This is a genomic window from Enterobacter sp. E12 (assembly GCF_014596715.2).
GTDB lineage: Bacteria > Pseudomonadota > Gammaproteobacteria > Enterobacterales > Enterobacteriaceae > Enterobacter > Enterobacter bugandensis.
This window is the reverse complement of record NZ_CP115601.1, coordinates 1786496-1809077: the sequence shown is the minus strand read 5'-3', so window position 1 is coordinate 1809077 and position 22582 is coordinate 1786496. Positions and strand designations below refer to the sequence as shown.

At 53.7% G+C, this 22582-nt stretch carries 26 protein-coding genes and 1 tRNA gene; 13 read left to right on the top strand and 14 right to left on the bottom strand.

Translation table 11 applies throughout. The features are described 5' to 3' along the window. The first annotated feature begins 27 nt into the window (after nucleotides 1-27). The 4 genes from solA to IB212_RS08530 all read left to right on the top strand — a co-directional run bounded on the left by solA (nucleotide 28) and on the right by IB212_RS08530 (nucleotide 2685). Nucleotides 28-1146 carry an N-methyl-L-tryptophan oxidase gene (gene solA / locus IB212_RS08545; protein ID WP_041910530.1) on the top strand — a complete coding sequence of 373 codons (1119 nt, stop codon included), beginning with the start codon at nucleotides 28-30 and terminating at the stop codon, nucleotides 1144-1146. Between the two features lie 60 nt (nucleotides 1147-1206). Then, on the top strand, nucleotides 1207-1320 hold the full coding sequence (locus IB212_RS08540; protein ID WP_032644857.1) for a YceO family protein: 114 nt from the start codon (nucleotides 1207-1209) through the stop codon (nucleotides 1318-1320). A gap of 218 nt (nucleotides 1321-1538) precedes the next feature. Beyond that, a complete protein-coding gene (locus IB212_RS08535) occupies nucleotides 1539-2105 on the top strand; it encodes a cytochrome b (RefSeq protein WP_041910531.1) in 567 nt (188 codons plus the stop codon). 1 nt (nucleotide 2106) lies between these two features. Continuing rightward, entirely contained in the window at nucleotides 2107-2685 is a 579-nt protein-coding gene (locus IB212_RS08530; protein ID WP_028012691.1) for a YceI family protein, read from the top strand. A 41-nt stretch (nucleotides 2686-2726) separates the two neighbouring features. On the opposite strand, the gene IB212_RS08525 is transcribed toward IB212_RS08530, so the two are convergent. Further along, nucleotides 2727-3776 (bottom strand): rhodanese-related sulfurtransferase, encoded by a 1050-nt coding sequence (locus IB212_RS08525; RefSeq protein ID WP_028012690.1) that lies wholly within the window; start codon nucleotides 3774-3776, stop codon nucleotides 2727-2729. Nucleotides 3777-3997: 221 nt separating this feature from the next. Between IB212_RS08525 and IB212_RS08520 the strand changes: the two genes are divergently transcribed. From IB212_RS08520 to IB212_RS08510, 3 genes are all read left to right on the top strand, one after another. Beyond that, complete coding sequence (locus IB212_RS08520) at nucleotides 3998-4924, top strand: Kdo(2)-lipid IV(A) acyltransferase (protein ID WP_028012689.1); 927 nt, start codon at nucleotides 3998-4000, stop codon at nucleotides 4922-4924. Nucleotides 4925-5064: 140 nt separating this feature from the next. Continuing rightward, on the top strand, nucleotides 5065-6282 hold the full coding sequence (gene mdtG, locus IB212_RS08515) for a multidrug efflux MFS transporter MdtG (protein ID WP_041910532.1): 1218 nt from the start codon (nucleotides 5065-5067) through the stop codon (nucleotides 6280-6282). A gap of 97 nt (nucleotides 6283-6379) precedes the next feature. Further along, nucleotides 6380-6754 carry a MysB family protein gene (locus tag IB212_RS08510; RefSeq protein ID WP_028012687.1) on the top strand — a complete coding sequence of 125 codons (375 nt, stop codon included), beginning with the start codon at nucleotides 6380-6382 and terminating at the stop codon, nucleotides 6752-6754. 6 nt (nucleotides 6755-6760) lie between these two features. Here the strand turns inward: IB212_RS08510 and IB212_RS08505 are convergent, their stop codons facing one another. The 3 genes from IB212_RS08505 to mdoG form a co-directional block, all read right to left on the bottom strand. Beyond that, entirely contained in the window at nucleotides 6761-6988 is a 228-nt protein-coding gene (locus tag IB212_RS08505) for a YceK/YidQ family lipoprotein (RefSeq protein ID WP_013097162.1), read from the bottom strand. A gap of 84 nt (nucleotides 6989-7072) precedes the next feature. Then, nucleotides 7073-9601, bottom strand: a complete 2529-nt coding sequence (gene mdoH, locus IB212_RS08500; RefSeq protein WP_041910533.1) for a glucans biosynthesis glucosyltransferase MdoH — start codon at nucleotides 9599-9601, stop codon at nucleotides 7073-7075. Beyond that, on the bottom strand, nucleotides 9594-11147 hold the full coding sequence (gene mdoG, locus IB212_RS08495; RefSeq protein WP_028012685.1) for a glucans biosynthesis protein MdoG: 1554 nt from the start codon (nucleotides 11145-11147) through the stop codon (nucleotides 9594-9596). The genes mdoH and mdoG overlap by 8 nt, the downstream gene beginning before the upstream one ends. Nucleotides 11148-11401: 254 nt before the next feature. On the opposite strand from mdoG, the gene mdoC reads away from it, so the two are divergent. Beyond that, nucleotides 11402-12541, top strand: a complete 1140-nt coding sequence (gene mdoC, locus IB212_RS08490; RefSeq protein WP_041910534.1) for a glucans biosynthesis protein MdoC — start codon at nucleotides 11402-11404, stop codon at nucleotides 12539-12541. Nucleotides 12542-12576: 35 nt separating this feature from the next. On the opposite strand, the gene ymdB is transcribed toward mdoC, so the two are convergent. From ymdB to csgB, 5 genes are all read right to left on the bottom strand, one after another. Continuing rightward, nucleotides 12577-13119: an O-acetyl-ADP-ribose deacetylase gene (gene ymdB / locus IB212_RS08485; protein ID WP_041910535.1), complete on the bottom strand. Its 543-nt coding sequence runs from the start codon at nucleotides 13117-13119 to the stop codon at nucleotides 12577-12579. Between the two features lie 103 nt (nucleotides 13120-13222). Further along, nucleotides 13223-13543 (bottom strand): type 1 fimbrial protein, encoded by a 321-nt coding sequence (locus tag IB212_RS08480; RefSeq protein ID WP_028012682.1) that lies wholly within the window; start codon nucleotides 13541-13543, stop codon nucleotides 13223-13225. Between the two features lie 150 nt (nucleotides 13544-13693). Beyond that, nucleotides 13694-14026 (bottom strand): curli assembly chaperone CsgC, encoded by a 333-nt coding sequence (csgC, locus tag IB212_RS08475; protein ID WP_041910536.1) that lies wholly within the window; start codon nucleotides 14024-14026, stop codon nucleotides 13694-13696. A 61-nt stretch (nucleotides 14027-14087) separates the two neighbouring features. After that, entirely contained in the window at nucleotides 14088-14546 is a 459-nt protein-coding gene (gene csgA, locus IB212_RS08470; protein WP_041910537.1) for a curli major subunit CsgA, read from the bottom strand. A 41-nt stretch (nucleotides 14547-14587) separates the two neighbouring features. After that, the gene (gene csgB / locus IB212_RS08465; RefSeq protein WP_028012679.1) at nucleotides 14588-15043 is read right to left on the bottom strand and encodes a curli minor subunit CsgB; all 456 of its coding nucleotides are present in this window, start codon (nucleotides 15041-15043) and stop codon (nucleotides 14588-14590) included. Between the two features lie 754 nt (nucleotides 15044-15797). Here csgB and csgD point away from each other — a divergent pair. Genes csgD through csgG form a run of 4 tightly spaced genes read left to right on the top strand, consistent with a single transcriptional unit; the run spans nucleotide 15798 to nucleotide 18139 of the window. After that, a complete protein-coding gene (gene csgD, locus IB212_RS08460) occupies nucleotides 15798-16448 on the top strand; it encodes a biofilm master transcriptional regulator CsgD (protein ID WP_041910539.1) in 651 nt (216 codons plus the stop codon). Between the two features lie 4 nt (nucleotides 16449-16452). Beyond that, nucleotides 16453-16842: a curli production assembly/transport protein CsgE gene (gene csgE / locus IB212_RS08455; protein ID WP_028012676.1), complete on the top strand. Its 390-nt coding sequence runs from the start codon at nucleotides 16453-16455 to the stop codon at nucleotides 16840-16842. A 23-nt stretch (nucleotides 16843-16865) separates the two neighbouring features. After that, nucleotides 16866-17279, top strand: a complete 414-nt coding sequence (gene csgF / locus IB212_RS08450; protein ID WP_028012675.1) for a curli production assembly/transport protein CsgF — start codon at nucleotides 16866-16868, stop codon at nucleotides 17277-17279. Between the two features lie 26 nt (nucleotides 17280-17305). Further along, nucleotides 17306-18139: a curli production assembly/transport protein CsgG gene (csgG, locus tag IB212_RS08445; protein ID WP_028012674.1), complete on the top strand. Its 834-nt coding sequence runs from the start codon at nucleotides 17306-17308 to the stop codon at nucleotides 18137-18139. Nucleotides 18140-18184: 45 nt separating this feature from the next. On the opposite strand, the gene IB212_RS08440 is transcribed toward csgG, so the two are convergent. The 4 genes from IB212_RS08440 to ghrA form a co-directional block, all read right to left on the bottom strand. Next, nucleotides 18185-18667 (bottom strand): DUF1097 domain-containing protein, encoded by a 483-nt coding sequence (locus IB212_RS08440; RefSeq protein ID WP_136486151.1) that lies wholly within the window; start codon nucleotides 18665-18667, stop codon nucleotides 18185-18187. Nucleotides 18668-18763: 96 nt separating this feature from the next. Continuing rightward, a complete protein-coding gene (locus IB212_RS08435) occupies nucleotides 18764-19318 on the bottom strand; it encodes a molecular chaperone (protein WP_028012672.1) in 555 nt (184 codons plus the stop codon). A gap of 20 nt (nucleotides 19319-19338) precedes the next feature. Continuing rightward, entirely contained in the window at nucleotides 19339-20076 is a 738-nt protein-coding gene (locus tag IB212_RS08430; RefSeq protein WP_028012671.1) for a phosphatase, read from the bottom strand. Nucleotides 20077-20160: 84 nt separating this feature from the next. Continuing rightward, on the bottom strand, nucleotides 20161-21099 hold the full coding sequence (gene ghrA / locus IB212_RS08425) for a glyoxylate/hydroxypyruvate reductase GhrA (protein ID WP_041910541.1): 939 nt from the start codon (nucleotides 21097-21099) through the stop codon (nucleotides 20161-20163). Nucleotides 21100-21331: 232 nt separating this feature from the next. On the opposite strand from ghrA, the gene IB212_RS08420 reads away from it, so the two are divergent. Next, nucleotides 21332-21419, top strand: a tRNA-Ser gene (locus IB212_RS08420). A 243-nt stretch (nucleotides 21420-21662) separates the two neighbouring features. Here IB212_RS08420 and IB212_RS08415 read toward each other — a convergent pair. After that, nucleotides 21663-22568: a LysR family transcriptional regulator gene (locus IB212_RS08415; protein WP_028012669.1), complete on the bottom strand. Its 906-nt coding sequence runs from the start codon at nucleotides 22566-22568 to the stop codon at nucleotides 21663-21665. Nucleotides 22569-22582: the final 14 nt, after the last annotated feature.

Sequence of the window (22582 nt, the reverse complement as noted above, 5' to 3'; positions counted from 1 at the left end):
AACAAACCGTAAGTTTACGAGATGCATATGAGATACGACTTAATCATTATTGGTAGCGGCTCCGTTGGATCGGCCGCCGGTTATTACGCAACGCAGGCAGGCCTGAAGGTCCTGATGATCGATAGCCATCTTCCGCCTCATGCGGAGGGCAGCCATCATGGCGATACCCGCCTTATCCGCCATGCGTATGGCGAAGGCGAGCGCTATGTCCCGCTGGTGCTTCGCGCCCAGACGCTGTGGGATGAACTGGCGAAACAGACTGAAGATCGCATTTTCGAACGTACCGGCGTTATCAATCTGGGCCCGGCCCACTCTGGATTTCTCGCCGGCGTCGAACGCAGCGCGAAAGCCTTTAATCTTGACGTTGAGAAGCTGGACGCGGCGGCCATTACCTCGCGCTGGCCTGAAATTACCGTCCCGGAGGATTATATCGGCCTCTTTGAAGCCAACTCCGGTGTGCTGCACTGTGAAACGGCGATCAAAACCTGGGTCGATCTTGCCGCCAAAGCGGGCTGTGCGCAGCTGTTCAATTGCCCCGTAGAGGCCATCACGCATGATGCAAACGGCGTTACGGTGAAAACCGTAGACGGGGAATATTCGGCTTCCCGCCTGCTTATTAGCGCAGGAACCTGGGTTACCCGCCTGCTTCCGGACCTGCCGATCCAGCCGGTACGCAAGGTCTTCTCCTGGTTCCAGTCGGACGGGCGTTACAGCGCGCAAAATAAATTCCCGGCGTTTACCGGCGAGTTACCCAACGGCGATCAGTTCTACGGTTTCCCTTCCGAGAAGGACGCTCTCAAGATTGGAAAACACAACGGCGGGCAGGTCATCTCATCACCTGAGGAGCGCAAGCCGTTTGGCGCCTGCCCGCAGGACGGCTCAGAAGCCTTCTCGTTCCTGCGCAATATTCTCCCGGGCGTCGGCGGCCTGCTTTATGGCGCGGCCTGCACCTATGACAACACGCCGGATGAAGACTTTATCATTGATACGCTGCCGGGACATGACAACACCCTGCTGATTACCGGGCTGAGTGGCCACGGCTTTAAGTTCGCTTCGGTGTTGGGTGAAATCGCCGCGCAGTTTGCCCAGGGTATCACGCCGCAGTTTGATCTGACGCCGTTCTCACTCTCGCGTTTTAACGGATAATCGGCCACGGGCTCCGGCGGCATCGGGGCCCGTTTTCTTCGTACTCAATTGTGGGGCGTTATGCGCAGGATAGTGGATTTCCTCATCAATAACATTCGCGAACACTTTATGCTCTATATCTTATTGTGGGCGCTGCTCGCTATCGTTGATGTTATATACATTGTGTTTTATTGAAAGTGAAAATTGACGTTAACTGACGTTACTTTATGTTTATTTAAGGTTTTTTCTTCTGCTAAATACGTCTTGCACGAAGCCATTGAATTAATCTTGCTGTTTCTTTTCAAAATCGCTGAAATAAATAAAATAAAAATCAATAGTCAATTATTTCAGTTGCAATATCGCGTCTTCCCGTTCATTTTTACCTTTCGGTTAATTTGAAAATGGACATTCTGATGCAATTGCGTAACTCCTCCCGGCGCTACGGAATAATATCCATAAGTTTGCACTGGATATTTGCCATTGCCGTCTACGGTATGTTCGGACTTGGACTCTGGATGGTCACGCTCAGCTATTACGATGGCTGGTATCATCAGGCACCCGAGCTGCATAAAAGCATCGGGGTTCTGCTGATGCTGGGGCTGGTATTTCGCGTCATCTGGCGACATATTTCCCCACCGCCCGCGCCACTAAAGACATATGGAAAAATAACCCGCGTCAGCGCCGTTGCCGCGCATATTGCGCTCTACGCGCTGCTCTTCGCCATTCTGATCAGCGGCTATCTCATTTCAACGGCAGACGGCAAACCGATTAGCGTTTTTGGCCTGTTCGAGGTTCCGGCAACGCTCAGCGATGCCGGGGCTCAGGCCGATACGGCAGGCGTCGCTCACCTCTGGCTTGCCTGGAGCGTGGTGATCCTGTCCGTACTGCACGGGCTCGCCGCCCTTAAACACCATTTTATTGATAAAGACGATACGCTTAAGCGCATGCTTGGCCGCTCGTCAGTTGACTCTGGAGCATAAAATGAAAAAACACCTGCTGGGTATTGCCCTCGGTTCTCTGTTATTCACCACCGGTTCTGCCGTAGCGGCTGACTATAAAATTGATAAAGAGGGCCAGCACGCTTTCGTCAATTTCCGCATTCAGCACCTGGGATACAGCTGGCTGTACGGCACCTTTAAAGATTTCGACGGCACATTTACTTTTGACGAGAAAAATCCTGCGGCAGATAAAGTCAATGTGACCATTAATACGAACAGCGTCGACACGAACCATGCTGAGCGCGATAAACACCTGCGCAGCGCAGAGTTCCTCAACGTCACAAAATTCCCACAGGCCACCTTCACCTCCACGGAAGTTAAGAAAGACGGTGATAAATTGGCTATTACCGGGAATCTGACGCTGAATGGCGTAACCAAACCCGTTACTCTGGATGCGAAATTGATCGGTCAGGGCGACGATCCGTGGGGCGGAAAACGCGCAGGTTTTGAAGCGGCGGGTAAAATTCACCTGAAAGATTTTAATATCACAACGGATTTAGGCCCGGCGTCGCAGGACGTTGAGCTGGTTATTTCCGTTGAAGGTGTGCAGCAGAAGTCGTAATAGATTCGCCCGGCAGGCTTTCGCCGTGCCGGGCGTTATTATCATTCCGGGTCAGGAATACCCAGTTTGGTATTCAGACGGCCGCGTGATTTATTAAAAATCTTATTACCGTTTTCACGCCCCGCGCGACGACGACGCTGCTCTTCTTCCGGCAGGACGCTCTCTTCGCTGCACAGCTCGCTACAGCAGCCGTTAAACTTCTCGGCACAGGCCGGGCACTGAATAAACAGCAGGTGGCAACCGTCGTTTTTGCAGTTGGTGTGGGTATCGCACGGCGCGCCGCACTGGTGGCACTGGGCAATCACATCTTCTGAAATGCGCTCGCCCATGCGCTCGTCAAAGACGAAGTTTTTACCGATAAAGCGTACCGGTAAGCCCTGCTCACGGGCGCGGCGGGCGTACTCAATAATACCGCCTTCAATGTGCCAGACCTTGTTGAACCCATTGTGCTTCATCCACGCGCTGGCCTTCTCGCAGCGGATACCGCCGGTGCAGTACATAACGATTTTTTTATCCTTATGCTCCTGCATCATCTCCACCGCTTTAGGCAGCTGCTCGCGGAAGGTATCGGCCGGAATCTCCATCGCGTTTTCGAAATGCCCCACTTCGTACTCGTAGTGGTTACGCATATCAATGAACACGGCATCCGGATCGTCCAGCATCGCATTCACTTCCGCGGCCTTCAGATATTCGCCGACGTCCGCCGGGTTAAACTCAGGATCGTCAATACCGTCCGCCACGATGCGTTCACGCACCTTCATGCGCAGCACCCAGAACGATTTTCCATCGTCATCCAGGGCAATGTTCAGGCGTAAGCCGTTGAGGGCCGGATCGAAGCTATAAAGCGCGTCGCGGAACGCATTCACTTTGCTTTCCGGCACGCTAATCTGCGCGTTAATGCCTTCGCGGGCAAGGTAGACGCGGCCGAATACGTTCAGCGCCGTGAAGGCCTGATAAAGCGCATCGCGGGTCGCCTGCGGATCGTCGATGGTGAAGTATTTGTAGAAGGAGATGGTCGTGCGCGGTTCGGTTTCAGCCAACATGCGCGCCTTTAACATCTCATTCGAAACGCGGTTGTGTAACACTGGCATGGTGTACAAGTCCTGCAATCGTCAGAGAGAATCAAAATCGGTCGGCATCATATAGCAAACAAAACCAATTTACATCCACACAATTTACGCTACATTTCACACACCCTGATGAATCAGGCTTAACAATTGCCGTCGTCGTGCAGGTTTCGACGGCAGATATTTTGGCTACGTCTCAAAAAATGCGACAATAGCGAAACAGGACGTTTGAACACAGGAAAGACATGACCCAGTTACCAAAATTTACCGTCGCCCTTTTGCATCCCCGCTATTGGATGACCTGGCTTGGCATTGGCTTTTTATGGCTACTGGTACAGCTTCCCTACCCTGTTATCTTCCGGTTAGGTACATCATTAGGCCGACTCGCGCAAACGCTTATGAAGCGCCGCGCCCGCATCGCGTATCGTAACCTTGAGCTGTGCTTTCCGCAGATGAGCGAGGCGGAGCGCCATGATATGGTCTCGAAGAATTTCGAATCCGTCGGCATGGGTCTCATGGAGACCGGCATGGCGTGGTTCTGGTCGGACAAACGTATGGCCCGCTGGAGCAAGGTTACAGGCACCGGCATGGAGCCGGTGCATACGCTTCAGGCCAATCAGACCGGCGTGTTGCTGATCGGCGTCCATTTCCTGACGCTCGAAATCGGGGCGCGTATGTTTGGCATGCAAGCGCCCGGCATCGGGGTTTACCGTCCTAACGACAACCCGGTTATCGATCTCATCCAGACCAACGGCCGCATGCGCTCCAACAAAAGCATGATCGACCGTAAGGATCTGAAGGGCATGATCCGCGCGCTGAAGTCCGGTGAAGTGGTCTGGTATGCCCCCGATCACGACTATGGCCCCCAGGCCAGCGTCTTTGTCCCCTTCTTCGCCGTTGATGAGGCCGCCACCACGACCGGCACCTGGATGCTGGCGCGGATGTCCAAAGCCGCCATCGTTCCCTTTGTTCCCCGCCGTATGCCGGATGGCTCAGGCTACGAGCTGATGATGCTTGAGCCGGAACTCGCGCCGCCGCTGGAAGATGCGGAAACCACCGCACGCTGGATGAACGGCGTTGTGGAGAAGTGCATCATGCTGGCACCCGAGCAGTACATGTGGCTGCATCGACGCTTTAAAACGCGGCCAGAAGGCACGCCTTCCCGCTATTGATCCTCATGCGGCCCTCAGGGCCGCATGCTATTTTAGCTCTAAAAGCTCCCCCTCATTGCGGCAATCATAACCCAGGCGCATAATTAGCAGGCTTATTACTTCATGCCTCAGGTTCTCTGCACCTCACTATGCGGATTGTTATGACACTCTCAGATGCCCCCATAAACTGGAAGCGTAACCTCACGGTTGCGTGGCTTGGCTGTTTTCTTACCGGCGCGGCGTTTAGCCTGGTCATGCCTTTCCTGCCGCTCTACGTCGAACAACTGGGCGTGACGGGCCATAGCGCGCTCAACATGTGGTCTGGCCTGGTATTCAGCATCACGTTTCTCTTTTCCGCCATTGCCTCGCCCTTCTGGGGCGGCCTTGCCGACCGCAAGGGACGTAAAATCATGCTGCTGCGTTCGGCGCTGGGGATGGCGATAATCATGGCGCTGATGGGCGTGGCGCAGAACGTCTGGCAGTTCCTGATATTGCGCGCTTTGCTGGGCTTATTGGGCGGATTTATTCCCAACGCGAACGCCCTGATCGCCACGCAAATTCCTCGCCATAAGAGCGGCTGGGCGCTTGGCACGCTCTCAACCGGTGGCGTGAGCGGCGCCCTGCTTGGGCCGCTGGCGGGGGGATTACTGGCGGATAACTACGGCCTGCGCCCGGTCTTTTTCATCACCGCCAGCGTGTTGTTCCTGTGCTTCATCGTCACCCTGGTCTGCATCCGTGAAAAATTTACGCCCGTCGCCAAAAAAGAGATGCTTCACGCCAGAGACGTGCTGACCTCGCTTAAAAATCCCAGACTGGTGCTGAGCCTGTTCGTAACGACATTGATCATTCAGGTGGCAACCGGATCGATCGCTCCTATTCTCACCCTATACGTTCGCGACCTGGCGGGTAACGTCAGCAATATTGCGTTTATCAGCGGACTGATTGCCTCTGTGCCCGGCGTGGCGGCGCTGGTTAGCGCACCGAGACTGGGGAAATTGGGTGACCGGGTCGGCCCGGAAAAGATCCTGATCTGCGCACTGATCATTTCCGTCCTGCTGCTTATCCCCATGTCGATGGTGCACTCTCCATGGCAGCTGGGCGTGCTTCGCTTTTTGCTGGGCGCCGCCGACGGAGCGTTGCTGCCCGCCGTACAGACCCTGCTGGTCTACAACTCCACGAACCAGATTGCCGGGCGTATCTTTAGCTATAACCAGTCGTTTCGCGATATCGGTAACGTCACCGGGCCGCTTCTCGGGGCGGGTATTTCCGCCAGCTTCGGTTTTCGCGCCGTCTTTATCGTGACGGCAGGCGTGGTGCTGTTCAACGCGATTTACTCGTGGTTCAGTTTATCCCGCGCGTTACGGCCAGTGACGGAATAAGAAGAACGCCTGACGGCTTATTTTCGCATTCATACTTGCAGAATCTCATATTCAGCTATTCTTTCCCTGAAACCTTCTGGAAAACAGGGAGACACCAATGACCATGTACGCCACGCTGGAAGAAGCTATTGATGCCGCTCGTGAAGAGTTCCTTGCCGATAATCCCGGCGTTGAGGAAGAAGATGCTGACGTGCAACAACTTAATATCCAAAAATATGTTCTGCAGGATGGGGATATTATGTGGCAGGCCGAATTCTTTGCCGACGAAGGTGAAGAAGGAGAATGTTTGCCGGTCCTGAGCGGTGCAGGTGCGCAGGCCGTGTTTGATGGCGACTATGACGAAATCGAGTTACGCCAGGAATGGCTGGAGGAGAATACGCTGCACGAGTGGGATGAGGGCGAATTTCAGCTCGAGCCACCGCTGGATACGGAAGAAGGTCAAACCGCAGCCGATGAATGGGACGAGCGTTAATTTACGCTACTCGTACGGGCCGTGGCTGGCATCGATGGGCAGCAACAGCGTGTCGAAAATCAGCGAGAACGGCAGATCGAGCACCGTCAGGTAGCGCCATGCGGAATCACGGACATCCCATTTTACGCCCGGGTAGTACTGGTTGCCATGGCCCTGACCTGGAATAGTGCGGCTGATGATGCTGCCGCAGCCGCTCAGCAGGCATGCCATCATGACGACGATGATTATTTTCATCAGTAACCTCTAAAAAAATACCGGCCTCACAGCCGGTATTTTATCTGGCGGGTGGCGCTTTGCTTACCCGCCTTGCTTAACCGCTTACTTCGCCTTCAGCGCCAGCGGGTTCAGCTTCAGCTCTTTGTAGTAGTTCACCCACGAAGAGTACTTCTCCGGAGCGGACCATACGCGATAGTGAAGTCTTGCCATCGTGACCGGATCGCTCAGCAGCACCAGACGACGGTCGCGATTGAGTTTTTCCGGGGTCTCGTTAAGCGCCTGCTCAACGTGACGATCGCGGGCAATCTCCAGCACCTGGCTTGCGCGGTGGCGCGCGGTGGCCATTGCCGTCGCCAGAGCGTTGAATGACGGATTAAACACGGCGTGCATAAAGCCATCGTCCAGCGTGCGGTTACGGTTCTGCTCCAGATAGGTATCGGTATCCACCAGCACCTGCGGCGGAGAATACTCTTCCGGGATCAGGAACAGTTTCCAGCGTTTGGTACGCAGCCCTACCGTTGAACGGCTGGAGATCACGGACACAAACGGCGACAGGATAAGCGAGAAGACAATCGGCGCCAGCCAGAACAGGAAGCGCAGATCCAGCCAGGCCATTCCGGCCGCCCACACCAGGCCCAGCAGCAGCTGAGAGCCGTGGCGCATGAAGGCTTCACTCCACGGCGTGGAGTCGTCATCACGCTGCGGTGAGTTCCAGACCACTTCCCAGCCCAGGAACGCGCTGACCACAAACACGGTGTGGAACAGCATACGCACCGGCGCCAGCAGCACGGAGAACAGCACTTCCAGCAGCAGCGAAAGGGTGACGCGGAAGAATCCGCCGTACTCTTTCGAGCCTTTGCACCAGATCAGGATGATACTGAGCAGCTTAGGCAGGAACAGCAGCACCATGGTGGAAGCAAACAGCGCAATCGCCAGCTCCGGACGCCACTGCGGCCACACCGGGAACAGCTGGCGCGGTTGCAGGAAGTATTGCGGCTCCGTCAGGGCATGGACGACCTGCAGCGCAGTGGAGAGCGCGAGGAACATAAACCACAGCGGTGCGGAGAGATAAGACATTACGCCCGTCAGGAACACCGCACGGTGAACCGGGTGCATCCCTTTTACGAGGAACAGGCGGAAGTTCATCAGGTTACCGTGACACCAGCGGCGGTCGCGCTTGAGCTCGTCCAGCAGGTTCGGCGGCAGCTCTTCGTACGATCCCGGCAGGTCGTAAGCAATCCAGACGCCCCAGCCCGCACGACGCATCAGCGCCGCTTCCACGAAGTCATGCGACAGAATCGAACCGGCAAACGAACCCTCGCCCGGCAGCGGCGCCAGCGCACAGTGTTCGATGAACGGCTTCACGCGGATAATGGCGTTGTGGCCCCAGTAGTGTGACTCACCCAACTGCCAGAAGTGCAGACCGGCGGTAAACAGCGGGCCGTAAACACGGGTGGCGAACTGCTGGCAGCGCGCGTACAGGGTGTCCATGCCGGATGCTTTTGGCGAAGACTGAATGATCCCCGCGTTCGGGTTGGCTTCCATCAGACGCACCAGACCGCTCAGGCAGTCACCGCTCATGACGGAGTCAGCATCCAGCACGACCATGTAGCTGTACTGGTTACCCCAGCGGCGGCAGAAGTCATCGATGTTGCCGCTTTTACGCTTCACGCGACGGCGGCGGCGGCGGTAGAAGATCTGTCCTTCGCCCTGCACTTCTGCAATCAGCTCCATCCAGGCTTTTTGCTCTGCCACGCAGATATCCGGGTTGTAACTGTCGCTCAGGATGTAAACGTCGAAATGCGCCGCATTACCGGTTGCCTTTACGGACTCCCAGGTTGCACGCAGCCCCGCAAATACGCGGTCAACGTCTTCGTTACAAATAGGCATAATCAGTGCGGTACGGTGCTCGGGATTGAGGGGTTCATCCCCGACCGTTGACGCCGAAATGCTGTACTTGTCCCGTCCCATCAGCAGCTGCAGGAAGCCCATCAGCGCGGTCCAGAAACCGGCCGAGACCCAGCAGAAGAGGACCGCGAACAGCAGGAGAATGCCGCTCTGCAGGATATACGGCAGCAGCTGCATGAAGGAGACCCAGAGATCCTGGCCCATCATGTCCGTCGGGTTGATAAACGCCCAGCCCTGGTAAGGCAGAATGGTTTTCATATACCAGGTCGCGACAACCGTCTGCGCCAGCGTCAGAAGCAACAGGATATAACGGCGAATTGTCCCCACGGTACGCCATTTCTGTTCGGAGGCCTGCTCTTCTTTCGTCAGGCGCGACAGATAGCGCGGCGTGACGTCACGCCCGCGCAGGCGATCCCAGAAGCGGCCAACCGGGTTGGTGCGCCACGGATCGGGGAACATTGAGGAACGCGTCGCTTTCGGCATCGCCTGAAGCTGATCGCGTCCTTCGTCGTCTTTAATCAACTGCCCTTCTGCCAGCGAGTCCGGCCAGGCCTGCTCCAGACGCGCCTTGACTGACCCCAGCGGCGTATCATCATCACGGGAAAACTGACGATGTTCGCCATCCAGCGCGGTATGAACCGCGCGGATGTCGCTCTTAGGCAGCGCCGCTTTTTCGATATCCGTCAGCGGCATGGCATCAATATATTCAGATGTATTATTCATTGGCAGGTAGCTGGTAGCTCCAGGTTTCACTCAGCGGCTGATCTTCACTGACCAGCGCAGCACGCATTTCAGTGGTCTGTTTCGGATCTTTCACTTTCACGCGCAGGGTCAGACGCCAGCCTTTGGTTACCGGGTTGTAACGCACGGTGTTCTCTACGATTTCACCGTTGTCACCGATGCTGGCCTGGGCCGACACCGCAGTATCAGGAGACAGTTTCTTCATATCCTGGCCGGTGAAGTCCACGACAAACGCTACCGTACCGTCAGGCTGACGGATCAGGTTAGACTGCTTCACGTCACCCGTAGAGCGGCGAGTCTGCGTCACATACGCGTTATCCGGCGCATGCAGCTTATCTTCATCGCGGCTGAAGGTAATGGTGTACTTGAAGTTCATCTCTTTACCGGCTTCCGGCAGCTGATCCGGCGTCCAGTATGCGACGATGTTGTCGTTGGTTTCGTCGTTGGTTGGAATTTCAACCAGCTCTACCTTGCCTTTACCCCAGTCGCCTTTCGGCGTAACCCAGGCGCTTGGACGCAGGTCATAGCGGTCGTCGAGATCTTCAAAGCGAGAGAACTGACGGCCACGTTGCAGCAGGCCAAAGCCCTGCGGGTTTTCCATCGCAAAGCTGCTGACTGCCAGATGTTTCGGGTTATTCAGCGGACGCCAGATCCACTCACCGTTACCGGCATGAATAGACAGACCGTTGGAGTCATGCAGTTCCGGGCGGAAGTTGGTTGCCGGTGACGGCTGGTTCGGCCCAAACAGGAACATACTGGTCAGCGGAGCGACGCCCAGTTTGCCCACTTTGTCACGCAGGTAAACCTTAGACTGCACGTCAACAACCGTGTCACGACCAGGCATAATCACAAAGCGATAGGCACCGGTTGCGCGTGGGGAATCCAGCAGCGCATAAATAGTCAGACGTTTGTCCGTTGGTTTTGGACGCTCAATCCAGAACTCGCGGAAACGCGGGAACTCTTCACCTGATGGCAGCGCGGTATCAATAGCCAGACCGCGCGCAGAAAGCCCGTACACCTGCCCCGCGCCAATCACGCGGAAGTAGCTGGCGCCAAGCATGCTAACGATTTCGTCGTTTTTATCTTTGCTGTTGATCGGGTAAAGCACCTTGAAGCCTGCGAAGCCCAGGTCTTTCACCGTATCTTTGTCGTGCTGCACATTGCCAAAATTGAAGTAATCCGGGCTGTACTTGATCTTACGTACCGCGGTCGCCGTCACTTCATTGATGGCAACAGGCGTGTCGAAGTACATACCCTGATGATAAAATTCAAGCTTGAACGGGGTTTTAACGTTGTTCCAGTACGCTTTATCGTGGTTGAACTGGATCTGCTGATAGTCCGCATACTTCATGTCGCGGAAAACGGAGGGCAGGTTACTTTTCGGCGCTTCGTAGCTCTTGCCTGCCATCGATTTTGCCTGTTTTGCGACATCGTCGATGTTAAAGGCCAGTGCCGATGAGGTATACAGTGATAACACCACCGCAACACCCAACCAACGCATTTTCATCATCTGTGGTTTATGTTTCATAATAAGTAAGCACTTCCCCCTTTGTGTGCTTATATCGATCCGATCCATTTTAATGGAAACTCAGGCAATCCGACAACATAATCACTGCTTTGTTCAGCTGCTGGCTCATGGATTAAGCAAATGAAAGAACCCGTTATTCACTTTGCGTGCTTATCCTGGAGACAGTGTGTCGGTCTTGGTGTAGGGTTGGCGTCGAATGTAACCATTATGAGCCTTAGGGATAAGGCGAAAAGTCTGAGAATGCGCAACGTTATATGAGCACAACACCGATACAACGGGAATATTTCCTCGACTCGATCCGGGCATGGCTGATGCTATTGGGGATCCCCTTTCATATTTCACTGATTTACTCCAGCCACACGTGGCATGTTAATAGCCAGATGCCCTCCTGGTGGCTGACGCTGTTTAATGACTTTATTCACGCCTTCCGCATGCAGGTTTTTTTTGTCATCTCCGGCTATTTCTCGTACATGCTTTTTTTACGCTATCCGCTTAAGCGCTGGTGGAAAGTGCGCGTGGAGCGCGTAGGTATTCCCATGTTAACCGCCATACCGCTCCTGACGCTGCCGCAGTTCATTATGCTGCAATACGTTAAAGGCAAGGCGGAGAACTGGCCGAATCTGTCGCTGTATGAAAAGTACAACACGCTGGTCTGGGAGCTGGTGTCTCACCTCTGGTTCCTGCTGGTTCTGGTGGTGCTGACCACGGTCAGTCTGGTGATTTTCAGCCGCCTGCGCCGTCATCTCAGCACGACAGCAGACTCTTTCTTCGCTAACGTCACGCTGGGCAAACTGTCGGTGCTCTTCTTACTGCTGGGGATCGCTTATGCCGCGGTGAGACGCACGTTGTTTATCGTCTATCCACCAATACTGAGCGACGGCCTGTTCAATTTTGTGGTGATGCAGTCGCTGTTCTACATTCCGTTCTTTTTAATTGGCGCGCTGGCCTTTATTCATCCGAGGCTTAAAGCGCTGTTTACCACCCCGTCACCGTGGTGCGCGGTGGGTGCGGCCATCGCGTTTGCGGCCTACCTGCTGAACCAGCGCTACGGGAGTGGCGACGCCTGGATGTATGAAACGGAAAGCGTGATCACCATGCTGTTGGGCTTATGGATGGTGAACGTGGTGTTCGCGCTCGGCCACCGTTTGCTGAACTTTAAGTCCAGCCGCGTGACCTACTTCGTCAATGCCTCACTGTTTATCTATCTGGTGCACCACCCGTTGACGCTGTTCTTCGGGGCATACATCACGCCGCATATCGCATCCAACACGCTGGGCTTTTTTACCGGGCTGGTGTTTGTGGTGGGGATTGCCGTGGTACTCTACGAGATCCATCTGCGGATCCCTCTTCTGCGCTTCCTGTTTTCAGGAAAACCTCAGCCGAAAGCCGCCTGAGCAGCGCGGCGCACTCACGGTGCGCCGCCTTCGCTTCAGCTCTCCAGCTCTTGTCTGCGCTGAGTCAAAAGCCGCTGATAAAGATGCGTGGTGTCTTCATCGAAGCAGACAAAAATCACCTTCTCTGGCAGCGGTTTAAGCGACAAATAGCGGTAAACCGTTTCGACGGCGATGGTCGCCGCTGCCGCCTTAGGATATCCATACACGCCGGTGCTGATGGCCGGGAACGCCATCGTTTTATAGCCGTTGTCGGCGGCAAGCCGCAGACAGTTTCGGTATGCCTCCTCCAGAAGGCTCGCTTCATGCTGGTCTCCGCCGTGCCACACGGGCCCGACAGCATGAATCACCGCTTTGGCAGGAAGGTTGCCCGCCAGCGTAATCACCGCATGGCCCGGTGGGCATTCACCCTGTTGCTGACGCACCATTTTACAGGCTTCCAGTAACTGCGGTCCGGCAGCCCGGTGAATAGCGCCGTCTACGCCTCCTCCCCCCATCAGGGAAGGATTGGCCGCATTGACGGTGACATCGACATGAACTGTCGTAATATCGCCATGAATAACTTCAATTTGCGGTTTCATAAAGCCCCTCTGCTGCCCGCCTTTTTTATAAGTGTATCGCAGAGGGGTTATTGAGAAAAACGATAGGCATAAAACCGCGCCCACCGGCGGGCGCTCACGGGTATTAACGGTACTGGATCTGAACAACCGCGAGCGTTTTTTCAGGATTCAGGTACGTCATATTCACTGTCGCCAGGCCGGAAGCCGTCGCCTTGCCGTCCAGCGCGTCGCCGTAACTCACCATACGCGTTTGCATACGATTTTTTTCCGGACACGACACCGCCAGCTGCCGCTGCTGCTGGGTAACTTCGCAAGGGTCAGCAACGATTGCGCCGCGAAAGTGAATAACGCCGCCCTGCGCGAGCGTGGCCGAATAAGCTGGAGCGATAAATGCCGAAACAAGCAGGCCCAGACCTGAAATAAGATGTGCAAAAGAGTGGGTCACGATATGTACTCCTCAATGAAAATCGTCCATGAGGGGCAAACGCGCTTCATTATGCAAACGAAGGCTGACGTTACGGAACCTAACAACGCAGTTCCTGATAACAGCTTAGTTCAACGGCAAATATTCACAATGCATTGATTTCATGAATATTTACAGCGCACCCCCGGCTGGCGACCACTGCTGTGATAAATGAAGCGCTTTTCCATCCGTGACGGTGACAACGATGTTGATCGTGTCTTCCGCAGAAATAGTTAAACTCAACCGCGTTAAATCAATCGGCTGATTAGCGGGAATAAAAAGGGTATTTTGCTGTCGCGAAGCACTTTGCCCACTCTGCCCTTCCTTCAAAGAGAGGATCTGGACCTGACAATCACACGGTTCCGTCAAAATGACCTGCGGAATAATGGTCGTCATATTTCCCTGCTGTGACGTTTGAAAGGTTATCTGGCCGGAAAGCGCGGCAAGGAGAATGAAGGTATTCATGAGGAACTCCCGAAAAAAAACAGGGCATCGGCCCTGTTTTTTTGTAGTACAGATTTCAGTATCAGTACTGATGCGCTGTCGCGTGGTTACCAAAGCCGATCTGGGTAACGTTGACGGTGGAGTTAGACGCCGTCTGGTCTACGAGCGCACCGTTAAGGCCGCCGTACTGGCTAACATTCATAACGGATTTTTTGCTGTTCCACTGATCGAGTGTCGCACTGTTGCCAAAGCCGTTCTGGGTCAGGTTGATTTTGCTGTCGTCAGAACCCTGACCGACATCAGCCCCGTTACCGCCACCGGTCTGGCTAATATTAAGAACGGAATTTCTGGCATCTGTCTGCAACGCCAGCGCGGAGTTACCGCCACCGTTCTGATAAATATTCAGGGTTGAATTTGGACCACTGTTTCCGCCCTGGCCATGACCGTGTCCATGACCCCATCCGCCCTGATTAATGATACCAGCCATAGCACTACCAGAAACGACGATTGCTGCAAGTGCTGCCACTTTGATAAATTTCATGGTAAACCCCCATCGGATTGATTAACGTCGTCGCGAAATAGCTAGCGCTGAATAACGCGAATTGCCATCTGCGACTGTTTCTGCACTACAACTGCGGTTTTCTGCGTACCGTACTGCGTAATATTTGCTCTATTACCCGACCCTTTCTGGATAATTTTCGCACTATTACCATATCCATCCTGCGTAATACCTGCATCGTTCCCGTTACCGCTCTGATCGATCCAGGCAATATTGTAAGTCCCTGATTGATCAACTCTCGCTCTGTTGCCTGCCCCATCCTGAGAAATGACGGACAAGAGTTTCGAACCTTCCTGGCGAAGCTGAGCGTCATTAAATACACCCTGTTGACCAATAATGGCTGCCTGATTTAATGATGAATAACTTAATTCATTAACCGCAAAATTATATTCAGCGTTTGCTAAATCTGAATTCGCGGCGGTTACAAATCCAGGCGCACCCAGTAATGTAAACATCAAAAATAACGATGTGTTTTTCATGTTGTCACCCTGGACCCGGCTACCTGAAAACACCCTGATCGTATTTCGTATTAAACGACTCGTTTTTGTTAACGCGTCGTTACGGTGAAGAGTATGTCCGCTGAAACATTTTAAATATCTCACCCGCGCGGCTTATTTTTATTTTTCAGGTCACCACAAAGTTGTAATTTGCACCATAAAAGGCATGACACAGGGCGCTTTTATTTTTTATGAAATATTTATGCGCGACATGTTGTACAACGGCGAGACAGCCGTCCATGTCCCTTCCCGCGTTGTTTAAGCGTAACGCCAGGATGAGATTTTCTTCAGGGCGTGACACAAGGCGAGTTTTCTTAAGCCAGAAAAACCAGAACGGCATGACTTAGAAAGTATCAGTTACTCATACCTGGGTACAAACTAAAAAAAATAATAAATACTTATAAATATTAACTGGTTAATTATATTTGTATGATTTTTAAAATCTATGCACTACTATTTCCATGTACAACTTTCATATCAAATAGCAACATTCAAAATCTGCAATTTTCACAAATTAATATTGATTTTTACATCTTGTTACATGATTAACACTTGCTTTAAAATTCGTAAAAGCTAGATTGAAATTAGATGTACGAAATTGGTTTTATATTTACCTCCCTGTGGAGGTTATGTTCTGATTCTACACACAGCAGTGCAACATCTGTCAGTACTTCTGGTGCCCTCTTCTTTACAGAGAGGGCGGCTGTCAGGTGCCAAAAATAAGTGGGGTTTCATCATGTATAATGAAGTCCATAGTTTACATGGTCATACATTACTGTTGATCACAAAACCTTCTCTGCAAGCGACAGCTTTATTACAACATTTAAAGCAATCTCTATCAATGAACGGGAAATTGCATAATATTCAACGTTCTTTTGATGATATTGTGCCTGGCAGCATCATTCTGTTTGATATGATGGAAGCCGATAAAAAGCTTATCCATTACTGGCAAGATAACTTAAGCAGGAAAAACAATAATATCCGCGTGTTATTATTGAATACGCCTGATGAATATCCTTTCAGAGATATTGAAAGCTGGCCGCATATCAATGGCGTGTTCTACGTCACTGAAGAAGAGGTTCGGGTGGTAGATGGTCTGCAAGGCATATTGCGCGGCGAATGCTATTTCTCGCAAAAGCTGGCCAGCTACCTCATCACGCACTCCGGAAATTACCGCTATAACAGTTCGGAATCAGCGCTGCTCACCCACCGTGAGAAAGAGATCCTGAACAAATTACGCATTGGTGCTTCAAATATTGAAATCGCCCGTTCGTTATTTATCAGCGAAAATACGGTAAAGACGCACCTTTATAATCTTTTCAAGAAGATAGCTGTTAAAAACCGAACTCAGGCGGTTTCATGGGCAAACGATAACCTCAGGCGTTAATCACATGAAGCGCACGTTGAGTTGGATCGCCGCAGCGAGTCTCCTGCTCGCTGCAGGGAACCTGCAGGCCGTTGAGGTCGAAGTTCCCGGATTGTTAACTGACCACACTGTCTCATCGATCGGGCACAGTTTTTACCGGGCCTTCAGCGATAAATGGGACAGTCCCTACACGGGTAATTTAACAATCAACGAGCGGCCCAGTGCACGATGGGGAAGCTGGATAACCATAACGGCCAATCAGGACGTTATTTATCAAACGTTTTTATTCCCCTCGAAAACAGACTTCGAAAAAAACGTAGCCTTAGCACTGGCTCAAACTGAAGACGCTATTAATCGCCTGCAAATAGATAAAGCCCTATTAAGCACCAGCGATTTAGCAAAAGATGAGTTCTAGCGAACCGATATGCGGAGGCTGTCATGCGTATTGCATATGCAGTTGTTTCGATCATGCTTATTGCTCCCCTGAGCTGGGCCGGAAATATGACCTTCCAGTTCCGTAACCCTAACTTTGGCGGTAACCCCAATAACGGTGCCTTTCTGCTGAATCAAGCTCAGGCACAAAACTCCTATAAAGATCCGAGTTTTCAGGATTTTACCGTTGATACCCCTTCCGCACTGGATAACTTCACCCAGGCTATCCAGTCGCAGATTTTAGGGGGATTGCTGACCAACATTAATACCGGCAAACCCGGCCGAATGATGACCAACGACTTTATCGTCGACATCGCCAACAGGGACGGACAGCTCCAGTTGAATGTGACCGATCGTAAAACCGGAAAAACTTCCACCATAGAGGTTTCCGGCCTGCAAAATAATTCAACTGACTTTTAAACAATAGCTAAATAAGGACAACGACCATGCAGCGCTTCCTGATATTTGTTGCAGTGTGCTTATTGAGCGGTTGTTTAACTGCTCCGCCTAAAGAAGCTGCAAAACCCACATTAATGCCGCGGGCTCAAAGTTACCGTGATTTAACCCATTTGCCTTCACCTACGGGCAAGATATTTGTCTCGGTATACAACATTCAGGATGAAACCGGACAATTTAAACCTTATCCGGCAAGTAACTTCTCCACCGCGGTGCCGCAAAGCGCCACCGCCATGCTGGTAACTGCACTTAAAGATTCGCACTGGTTTATTCCGCTGGAACGCCAAGGGCTTCAGAACCTGTTAAATGAACGAAAAATCATTCGTGCCGCGCAGGAGAATGGCACCGTTGCGGACAATAACCGGATGCCTCTGCAGTCTCTGGCCGCCGCAAACGTGATGATTGAAGGGTCGATTATCGGTTACGAGAGCAACGTGAAATCGGGTGGCGTGGGCGCGCGCTACTTCGGTATCGGCGCAGATACCCAGTACCAGCTCGACCAAATTGCGGTTAACCTGCGCGTCGTAAACGTCAGTACCGGTGAAGTGCTCTCTTCGGTCAACACCAGCAAAACGATTTTGTCTTATGAAGTTCAGGCTGGGGTATTCCGCTTCATCGATTACCAGCGCCTGCTGGAAGGAGAAATTGGCTACACCTCTAACGAACCGGTCATGATGTGTCTGATGTCAGCCATTGAAACCGGCGTGATCTTCTTAATCAACGATGGTATCGATCGCGGGCTGTGGGATCTGCAAAACAAAGCGGACGTGCAGAACCCGATCCTGGTGAAATACCGTGATATGTCGGTGCCTCCGGAATCCTGACGGGCAGCGCATAAAAAAAGGCGAGATGATTATCTCGCCTTTTTTTTATTCACTCACCGCGGTGATGTTTTGCGTTTTTTCCCGTCGCGCCGCCAGCCAAAGACCGCTGTTCTTCATGGCGTAGCCAAACAGCAGCCCCAGCGCCAGGGAAGGAACCACCAGCTTCCAGTCCCCCTGCCCGGCAAAGGTTGCGCAGGCCCCCATAAAGGTTCCCGGCACAAACGACAGCAGCAGATGCTTCGCCTGGATGCACATCAGGAAGGCGACGACACCCGTCATGACGTACCCCAGCATCTCCAGATGCGGCGCCAGCGCGCTGCCTTTCATGATGACCAGAGCCCAGATAACGCCGCTCATAAGCGTGCAGCCTGAGATAAAGAGCCCTTTCAGCCCGCCCTGAGGACAGGCGAAATAGGCCGTGCAACCCAGGAAGCCAGCCCAGCTTAACAGACCGAGAGACACCGCTAGCCATCCCCAAATACCGGAGAGGATGCCCGTCGTGATTGCAATACAAAGTAATATGTTCATGGCGCGCATCTTAGCAGAAGCGCGCCATAGAAATGAGATCAGAAGCACATTACGTGCAAGTTGAAATGTATCGTTGCAGGATTTTTGTGATTTACATCACTCCTCGCTCTCTTCTTCCAGCTCGTCCCACATTGCTGCGATGGCGTCACGCGTCAGCGGGGCCAGCGTTCGCCAGAACGGAGAGGTGGCATGAGCTTCCACTTTACCCAGGAAGGTCCCCACCCACGGCAGCAGATATGTTTCGAAGAGGATCCCGATGGCCTCATTTTCATCGTCGCCAGCGTTGTCTTCGATCCAGGACGCGGCCAGCAGCAGCGTACCGATATGATCGGCTGGGGTATCGCTCAGCGGCATCCCGCGTTCTGAAAGGAATGCCCGCACTTCCGCTTCGGTCGCGCCTTCCTGCCAGGCGGAACGATACGGCGACACGCGGCACTCTTCGCCCACGAACAGAGCATTGTAGTCCGTCGAGATCTGCTGCATATCGCAGCTTTTCTGCAGGCGCTCCAGTAACTCATCCTGTTCCAGCGGCCAGTTCTGCGCCAGTTTACCTTCGCGAATCAGCGTAAACAGCGGCACCAGCAGCGGGTCCTGCGGCTGGCGGTAATACAGGGAGCCCAGCACGCGGCAAAGGATGGAAAATTCATTCATTGTTTTATTCCGTTATTCAATTAAAGATCGGCAAATTCATCAATCGGCGCCATGCCGCGCGACTCGAGGAAATCAAGCATACGACGCGGCGTGACGTTCAGGATGCGTTCTTCCGGGAAATCCACATCCTGCAATATTTTCAGGCACTCGCTAAAATCCCCCAGCGTGAAGGCCGTGTGCGAATCAGAGCCCAGCGCCACCATGCCACCCGCATCACGCACGGCGGCAGCCACTTCGCGACAGTTGGCTTCACTGCCTTTACGCGAGTGCACGAACGAGGAGTTATTAATCTCCAGCGCCACGCGGTGTTTCGCCGCGGCCTGCGCCACGGCCTGAATATCAATCGGGTATTTCGGATTGCCCGGATGGCTGATGATGTGCACATTGCCGCTGGCAATAGTGGCAATCATCGCCGCGGTATTGGTCTCTTTATCCTGCGGCGGGAAAACCGGCTCATGGAAACCGGCAAGAATCAGATCTAAGGAGGTCAGCATCGGGCCGGTACAGTCAATTTCACCGTCGGTGTTTTTGATGTTCGCCTCAATGCCGCGCAGTATCCCAATGCCGTCCACCAGACGTGGCCAGATACGCATATTCACAAAATGCCAGTAGTGCGGCGCATCCGCCATATCCGGGCCGTGATCGGTTATCGCGAACAGCTTGATGCCCTTAAGCTTCGCCTGGGCAATATAATCATGGAGGTTGCTATACGCGTGGGTGCTGGCGACGGTGTGCATATGCAGGTCAACGGGATACATCTTTCTCTCCTCTGCGTTTTTTCCAAAGGATAGCAGTTATCAGCGGCGAATATTAGCAAAAACCCGGCGAACGCCGGGTTTCTCTCAGTAGCCGCGCTGTCGGTCGACCTGTCCGGTGACCGGGTTACCCTTCTCTATTTCACCGATCGTGTGCGAGATATAGGCCACCGCCTCGGCAGGTCGCGTCACGGCGGCAACGTGCGGAGTCATTGCCACGCGCGGGTGTCGCCACAGCGGGCTTTCCTCCGGCAGCGGCTCACGGCTGTAGACATCCAGCATGGCGCCTTTAAGCTTCCCGCTATCCAGCGCCTTCAGCAGATCCGGCTCGACCAGATGCACGCCGCGCGCCAGGTTCATCAGGTAGCTCTGGTCGTTCAGCTGGTTGAGCAGGCCTTCATTGATAATCCCCACCGTTTCCGCCGTATTGGGCAGCAGGTTAATCAGCACACGCGTGCCGTTCAGGAAGACCGGAAGCTCATCCGTTCCGGCAAAGCTCTCAACGCCCGGATAGTCTTTACGGCTGCGGCTCCAGCAGCGCAGCGGGAAGCCCCACGGCGCGAGCGCTTCAGCCACTTTCGAACCCAGCACGCCTGCGCCGAGGATACCAACGGTAAACGCTTCGCGCGGATATTCAGGCAGCGGCTCCCAGCGGGATTGCTGCTTAAGCGCCTGATAGTCATCAAAACGGCGGAACCAGTGCAGCACCTGGCTGACTGCATATTCCTGCATTTGCTGGCCCATACCGGTATCTTCCAGGCGGAACAGAGGAATATCTTCCGGCAGCATTTCAGGGTGTGCTTTCAGCTTGCTCAGAATGGAATCCACCCCGGCCCCGAGCGCGAACACGGCCTTCAGCTTACGGCCCTGGAGCATTTCTACCGGCGGATGCCAGACCAGCGCGTAGTCAGCATGTTCGTTATCGCCCCGCTTCCACTCACGAACGCGAGCGCCCGGCAGTGCCGCAGAAAGTGCCTTAATCCAGTAAGCCGTATCAAAAGTGGGGTGATAGAAGAGTATATCCATAGTCAATCCTGCCTTTTATTGCGCTGATTTATTTTGCTTTTTAACTGGACGGTCAGCATAGCAAATTTCTTGCGCGACCGTGTTGTTGATAAAAAAGACGCTTTCAGCACATTTAAGAATCATGTTGCCTGAAGTTTGTCTAAACGCGCTAAATTACTGAAAAAGTGGGTTGACGGCAGTTCGGCTTTTCCTTACATTAGCGCCCGTCCCAGCAACAACGGGATGACAATATGGTGAGGTGTCCGAGTGGCTGAAGGAGCACGCCTGGAAAGTGTGTATACGGCAACGTATCGGGGGTTCGAATCCCCCCCTCACCGCCATATTTTAAGAAGAGCTCGCATGAAAATGCGGGCTTTTTTTTCGCATGTTGCACGCCTGCGGGGGGATGAGAACCCCCGACCGGGGTTCGACAACTGGCGCAGCCAGTTGGACAGACTGTGAGCAAAGCGAACAGGCTGCCCGCAGGGCGAGCGAAGCGAGTCAATCCCCCCCGGTGCTATATTCAGCTCGGTGCGGCCTGAGACCCTCACCCTAACCCTCTCCCCAAAGGGGCGAGGGGATCGTTACTCCTCCACCATCCGCGCATACTCTTCGGTAAGAAAATCCACCAGCGTTCTGACGGACGGCAGCAAACCTCGCCTGGAAGGATAAACAGCGTGAATCACTTCCCGTCGGGGTTCCCATGCGTCAAGCACCCTTACCAGTTCCCCGGATGCCAGCTGATCCTTGACCATCAAAATCGGCAGCTGCACCACGCCCACCCCCGCCATCGCCGCTTCACGCAGCGCCAGCATGTCGGTGGTAATAAAGCGCGGCGTGTAATGAATCGCGGCTTTCGCTCCCTCCGGCCCGCTCAGCTCCCATCTGTGCAGCTGTTTTCCCACCCCCATGCTCAAACCCGGCCACTCGCTAAGCTCAGAGGGCACGGCAGGGTGACCCATCCGCTCAATCAGCGCAGGGCTCGCCACCAGGCAGTGTCCCCTGTCTGCCAGCACTCTTAACACCAGGTCGCTGTCATCAAACGGACGTGGACGAACGCGGATCGCCACGTCGATGCCCTCACCTACCAGATCAACCCTTCGGTTTGTGGCCTCAAGCTGAAGATTGATCCCCGGATAGCGCGCCATAAACCGCGCCAGCATGGGCCCCACGTGCACGTGCAGCAAGGTGACCGGACAAGTGATCCTGACCACGCCGCGTGGCTCGGCCTGCAACGCCGCCACCGCCTCTTCCGCAGCTTCGGCCTCTACCAGCATGGCTTTACAGTGCTGATAGAACGTCTGCCCCACTTCTGTCACGGTAAACTGCCGGGTGGTACGCTGGATCAAACGCACGCCAAGGCGCTCTTCCAGTTGGGCAATCCGGCGGCTCAGTTTTGACTTGGGCTGATCGAGCGCCCGACCCGCCGCCGCAAATCCACCATGGTCCACCACCTTCACAAACCACGCGAAATCATTGAGATCCTGCATACGCCCTCATCGTT

Bases quoted from the DNA above. Each gene is read 5' to 3' on its own strand.
- mdoG (WP_028012685.1), bottom strand. From the start codon at position 11,147: ATGAAACATAAACCACAGATGATGAAAATGCGTTGGTTGGGTGTTGCG.
- IB212_RS08440 (WP_136486151.1), bottom strand. From the start codon at position 18,667: ATGAACATATTACTTTGTATTGCAATCACGACGGGCATCCTCTCCGGT.
- solA (WP_041910530.1), top strand. From the start codon at position 28: ATGAGATACGACTTAATCATTATTGGTAGCGGCTCCGTTGGATCGGCC.
- IB212_RS08505 (WP_013097162.1), bottom strand. From the start codon at position 6,988: ATGAAAATAATCATCGTCGTCATGATGGCATGCCTGCTGAGCGGCTGC.
- IB212_RS08435 (WP_028012672.1), bottom strand. From the start codon at position 19,318: ATGAATGAATTTTCCATCCTTTGCCGCGTGCTGGGCTCCCTGTATTAC.
- IB212_RS08540 (WP_032644857.1), top strand. From the start codon at position 1,207: ATGCGCAGGATAGTGGATTTCCTCATCAATAACATTCGCGAACACTTT.
- IB212_RS08530 (WP_028012691.1), top strand. From the start codon at position 2,107: ATGAAAAAACACCTGCTGGGTATTGCCCTCGGTTCTCTGTTATTCACC.
- mdtG (WP_041910532.1), top strand. From the start codon at position 5,065: ATGACACTCTCAGATGCCCCCATAAACTGGAAGCGTAACCTCACGGTT.
- IB212_RS08520 (WP_028012689.1), top strand. From the start codon at position 3,998: ATGACCCAGTTACCAAAATTTACCGTCGCCCTTTTGCATCCCCGCTAT.
- IB212_RS08535 (WP_041910531.1), top strand. From the start codon at position 1,539: ATGCAATTGCGTAACTCCTCCCGGCGCTACGGAATAATATCCATAAGT.
- csgB (WP_028012679.1), bottom strand. From the start codon at position 15,043: ATGAAAAACACATCGTTATTTTTGATGTTTACATTACTGGGTGCGCCT.
- csgD (WP_041910539.1), top strand. From the start codon at position 15,798: ATGTATAATGAAGTCCATAGTTTACATGGTCATACATTACTGTTGATC.
- mdoC (WP_041910534.1), top strand. From the start codon at position 11,402: ATGAGCACAACACCGATACAACGGGAATATTTCCTCGACTCGATCCGG.
- IB212_RS08510 (WP_028012687.1), top strand. From the start codon at position 6,380: ATGACCATGTACGCCACGCTGGAAGAAGCTATTGATGCCGCTCGTGAA.
- csgA (WP_041910537.1), bottom strand. From the start codon at position 14,546: ATGAAATTTATCAAAGTGGCAGCACTTGCAGCAATCGTCGTTTCTGGT.
- ghrA (WP_041910541.1), bottom strand. From the start codon at position 21,099: ATGGATATACTCTTCTATCACCCCACTTTTGATACGGCTTACTGGATT.
- csgF (WP_028012675.1), top strand. From the start codon at position 16,866: ATGCGTATTGCATATGCAGTTGTTTCGATCATGCTTATTGCTCCCCTG.
- csgE (WP_028012676.1), top strand. From the start codon at position 16,453: ATGAAGCGCACGTTGAGTTGGATCGCCGCAGCGAGTCTCCTGCTCGCT.
- csgC (WP_041910536.1), bottom strand. From the start codon at position 14,026: ATGAATACCTTCATTCTCCTTGCCGCGCTTTCCGGCCAGATAACCTTT.
- mdoH (WP_041910533.1), bottom strand. From the start codon at position 9,601: ATGAATAATACATCTGAATATATTGATGCCATGCCGCTGACGGATATC.
- ymdB (WP_041910535.1), bottom strand. From the start codon at position 13,119: ATGAAACCGCAAATTGAAGTTATTCATGGCGATATTACGACAGTTCAT.
- csgG (WP_028012674.1), top strand. From the start codon at position 17,306: ATGCAGCGCTTCCTGATATTTGTTGCAGTGTGCTTATTGAGCGGTTGT.
- IB212_RS08430 (WP_028012671.1), bottom strand. From the start codon at position 20,076: ATGTATCCCGTTGACCTGCATATGCACACCGTCGCCAGCACCCACGCG.
- IB212_RS08415 (WP_028012669.1), bottom strand. From the start codon at position 22,568: ATGCAGGATCTCAATGATTTCGCGTGGTTTGTGAAGGTGGTGGACCAT.
- IB212_RS08525 (WP_028012690.1), bottom strand. From the start codon at position 3,776: ATGCCAGTGTTACACAACCGCGTTTCGAATGAGATGTTAAAGGCGCGC.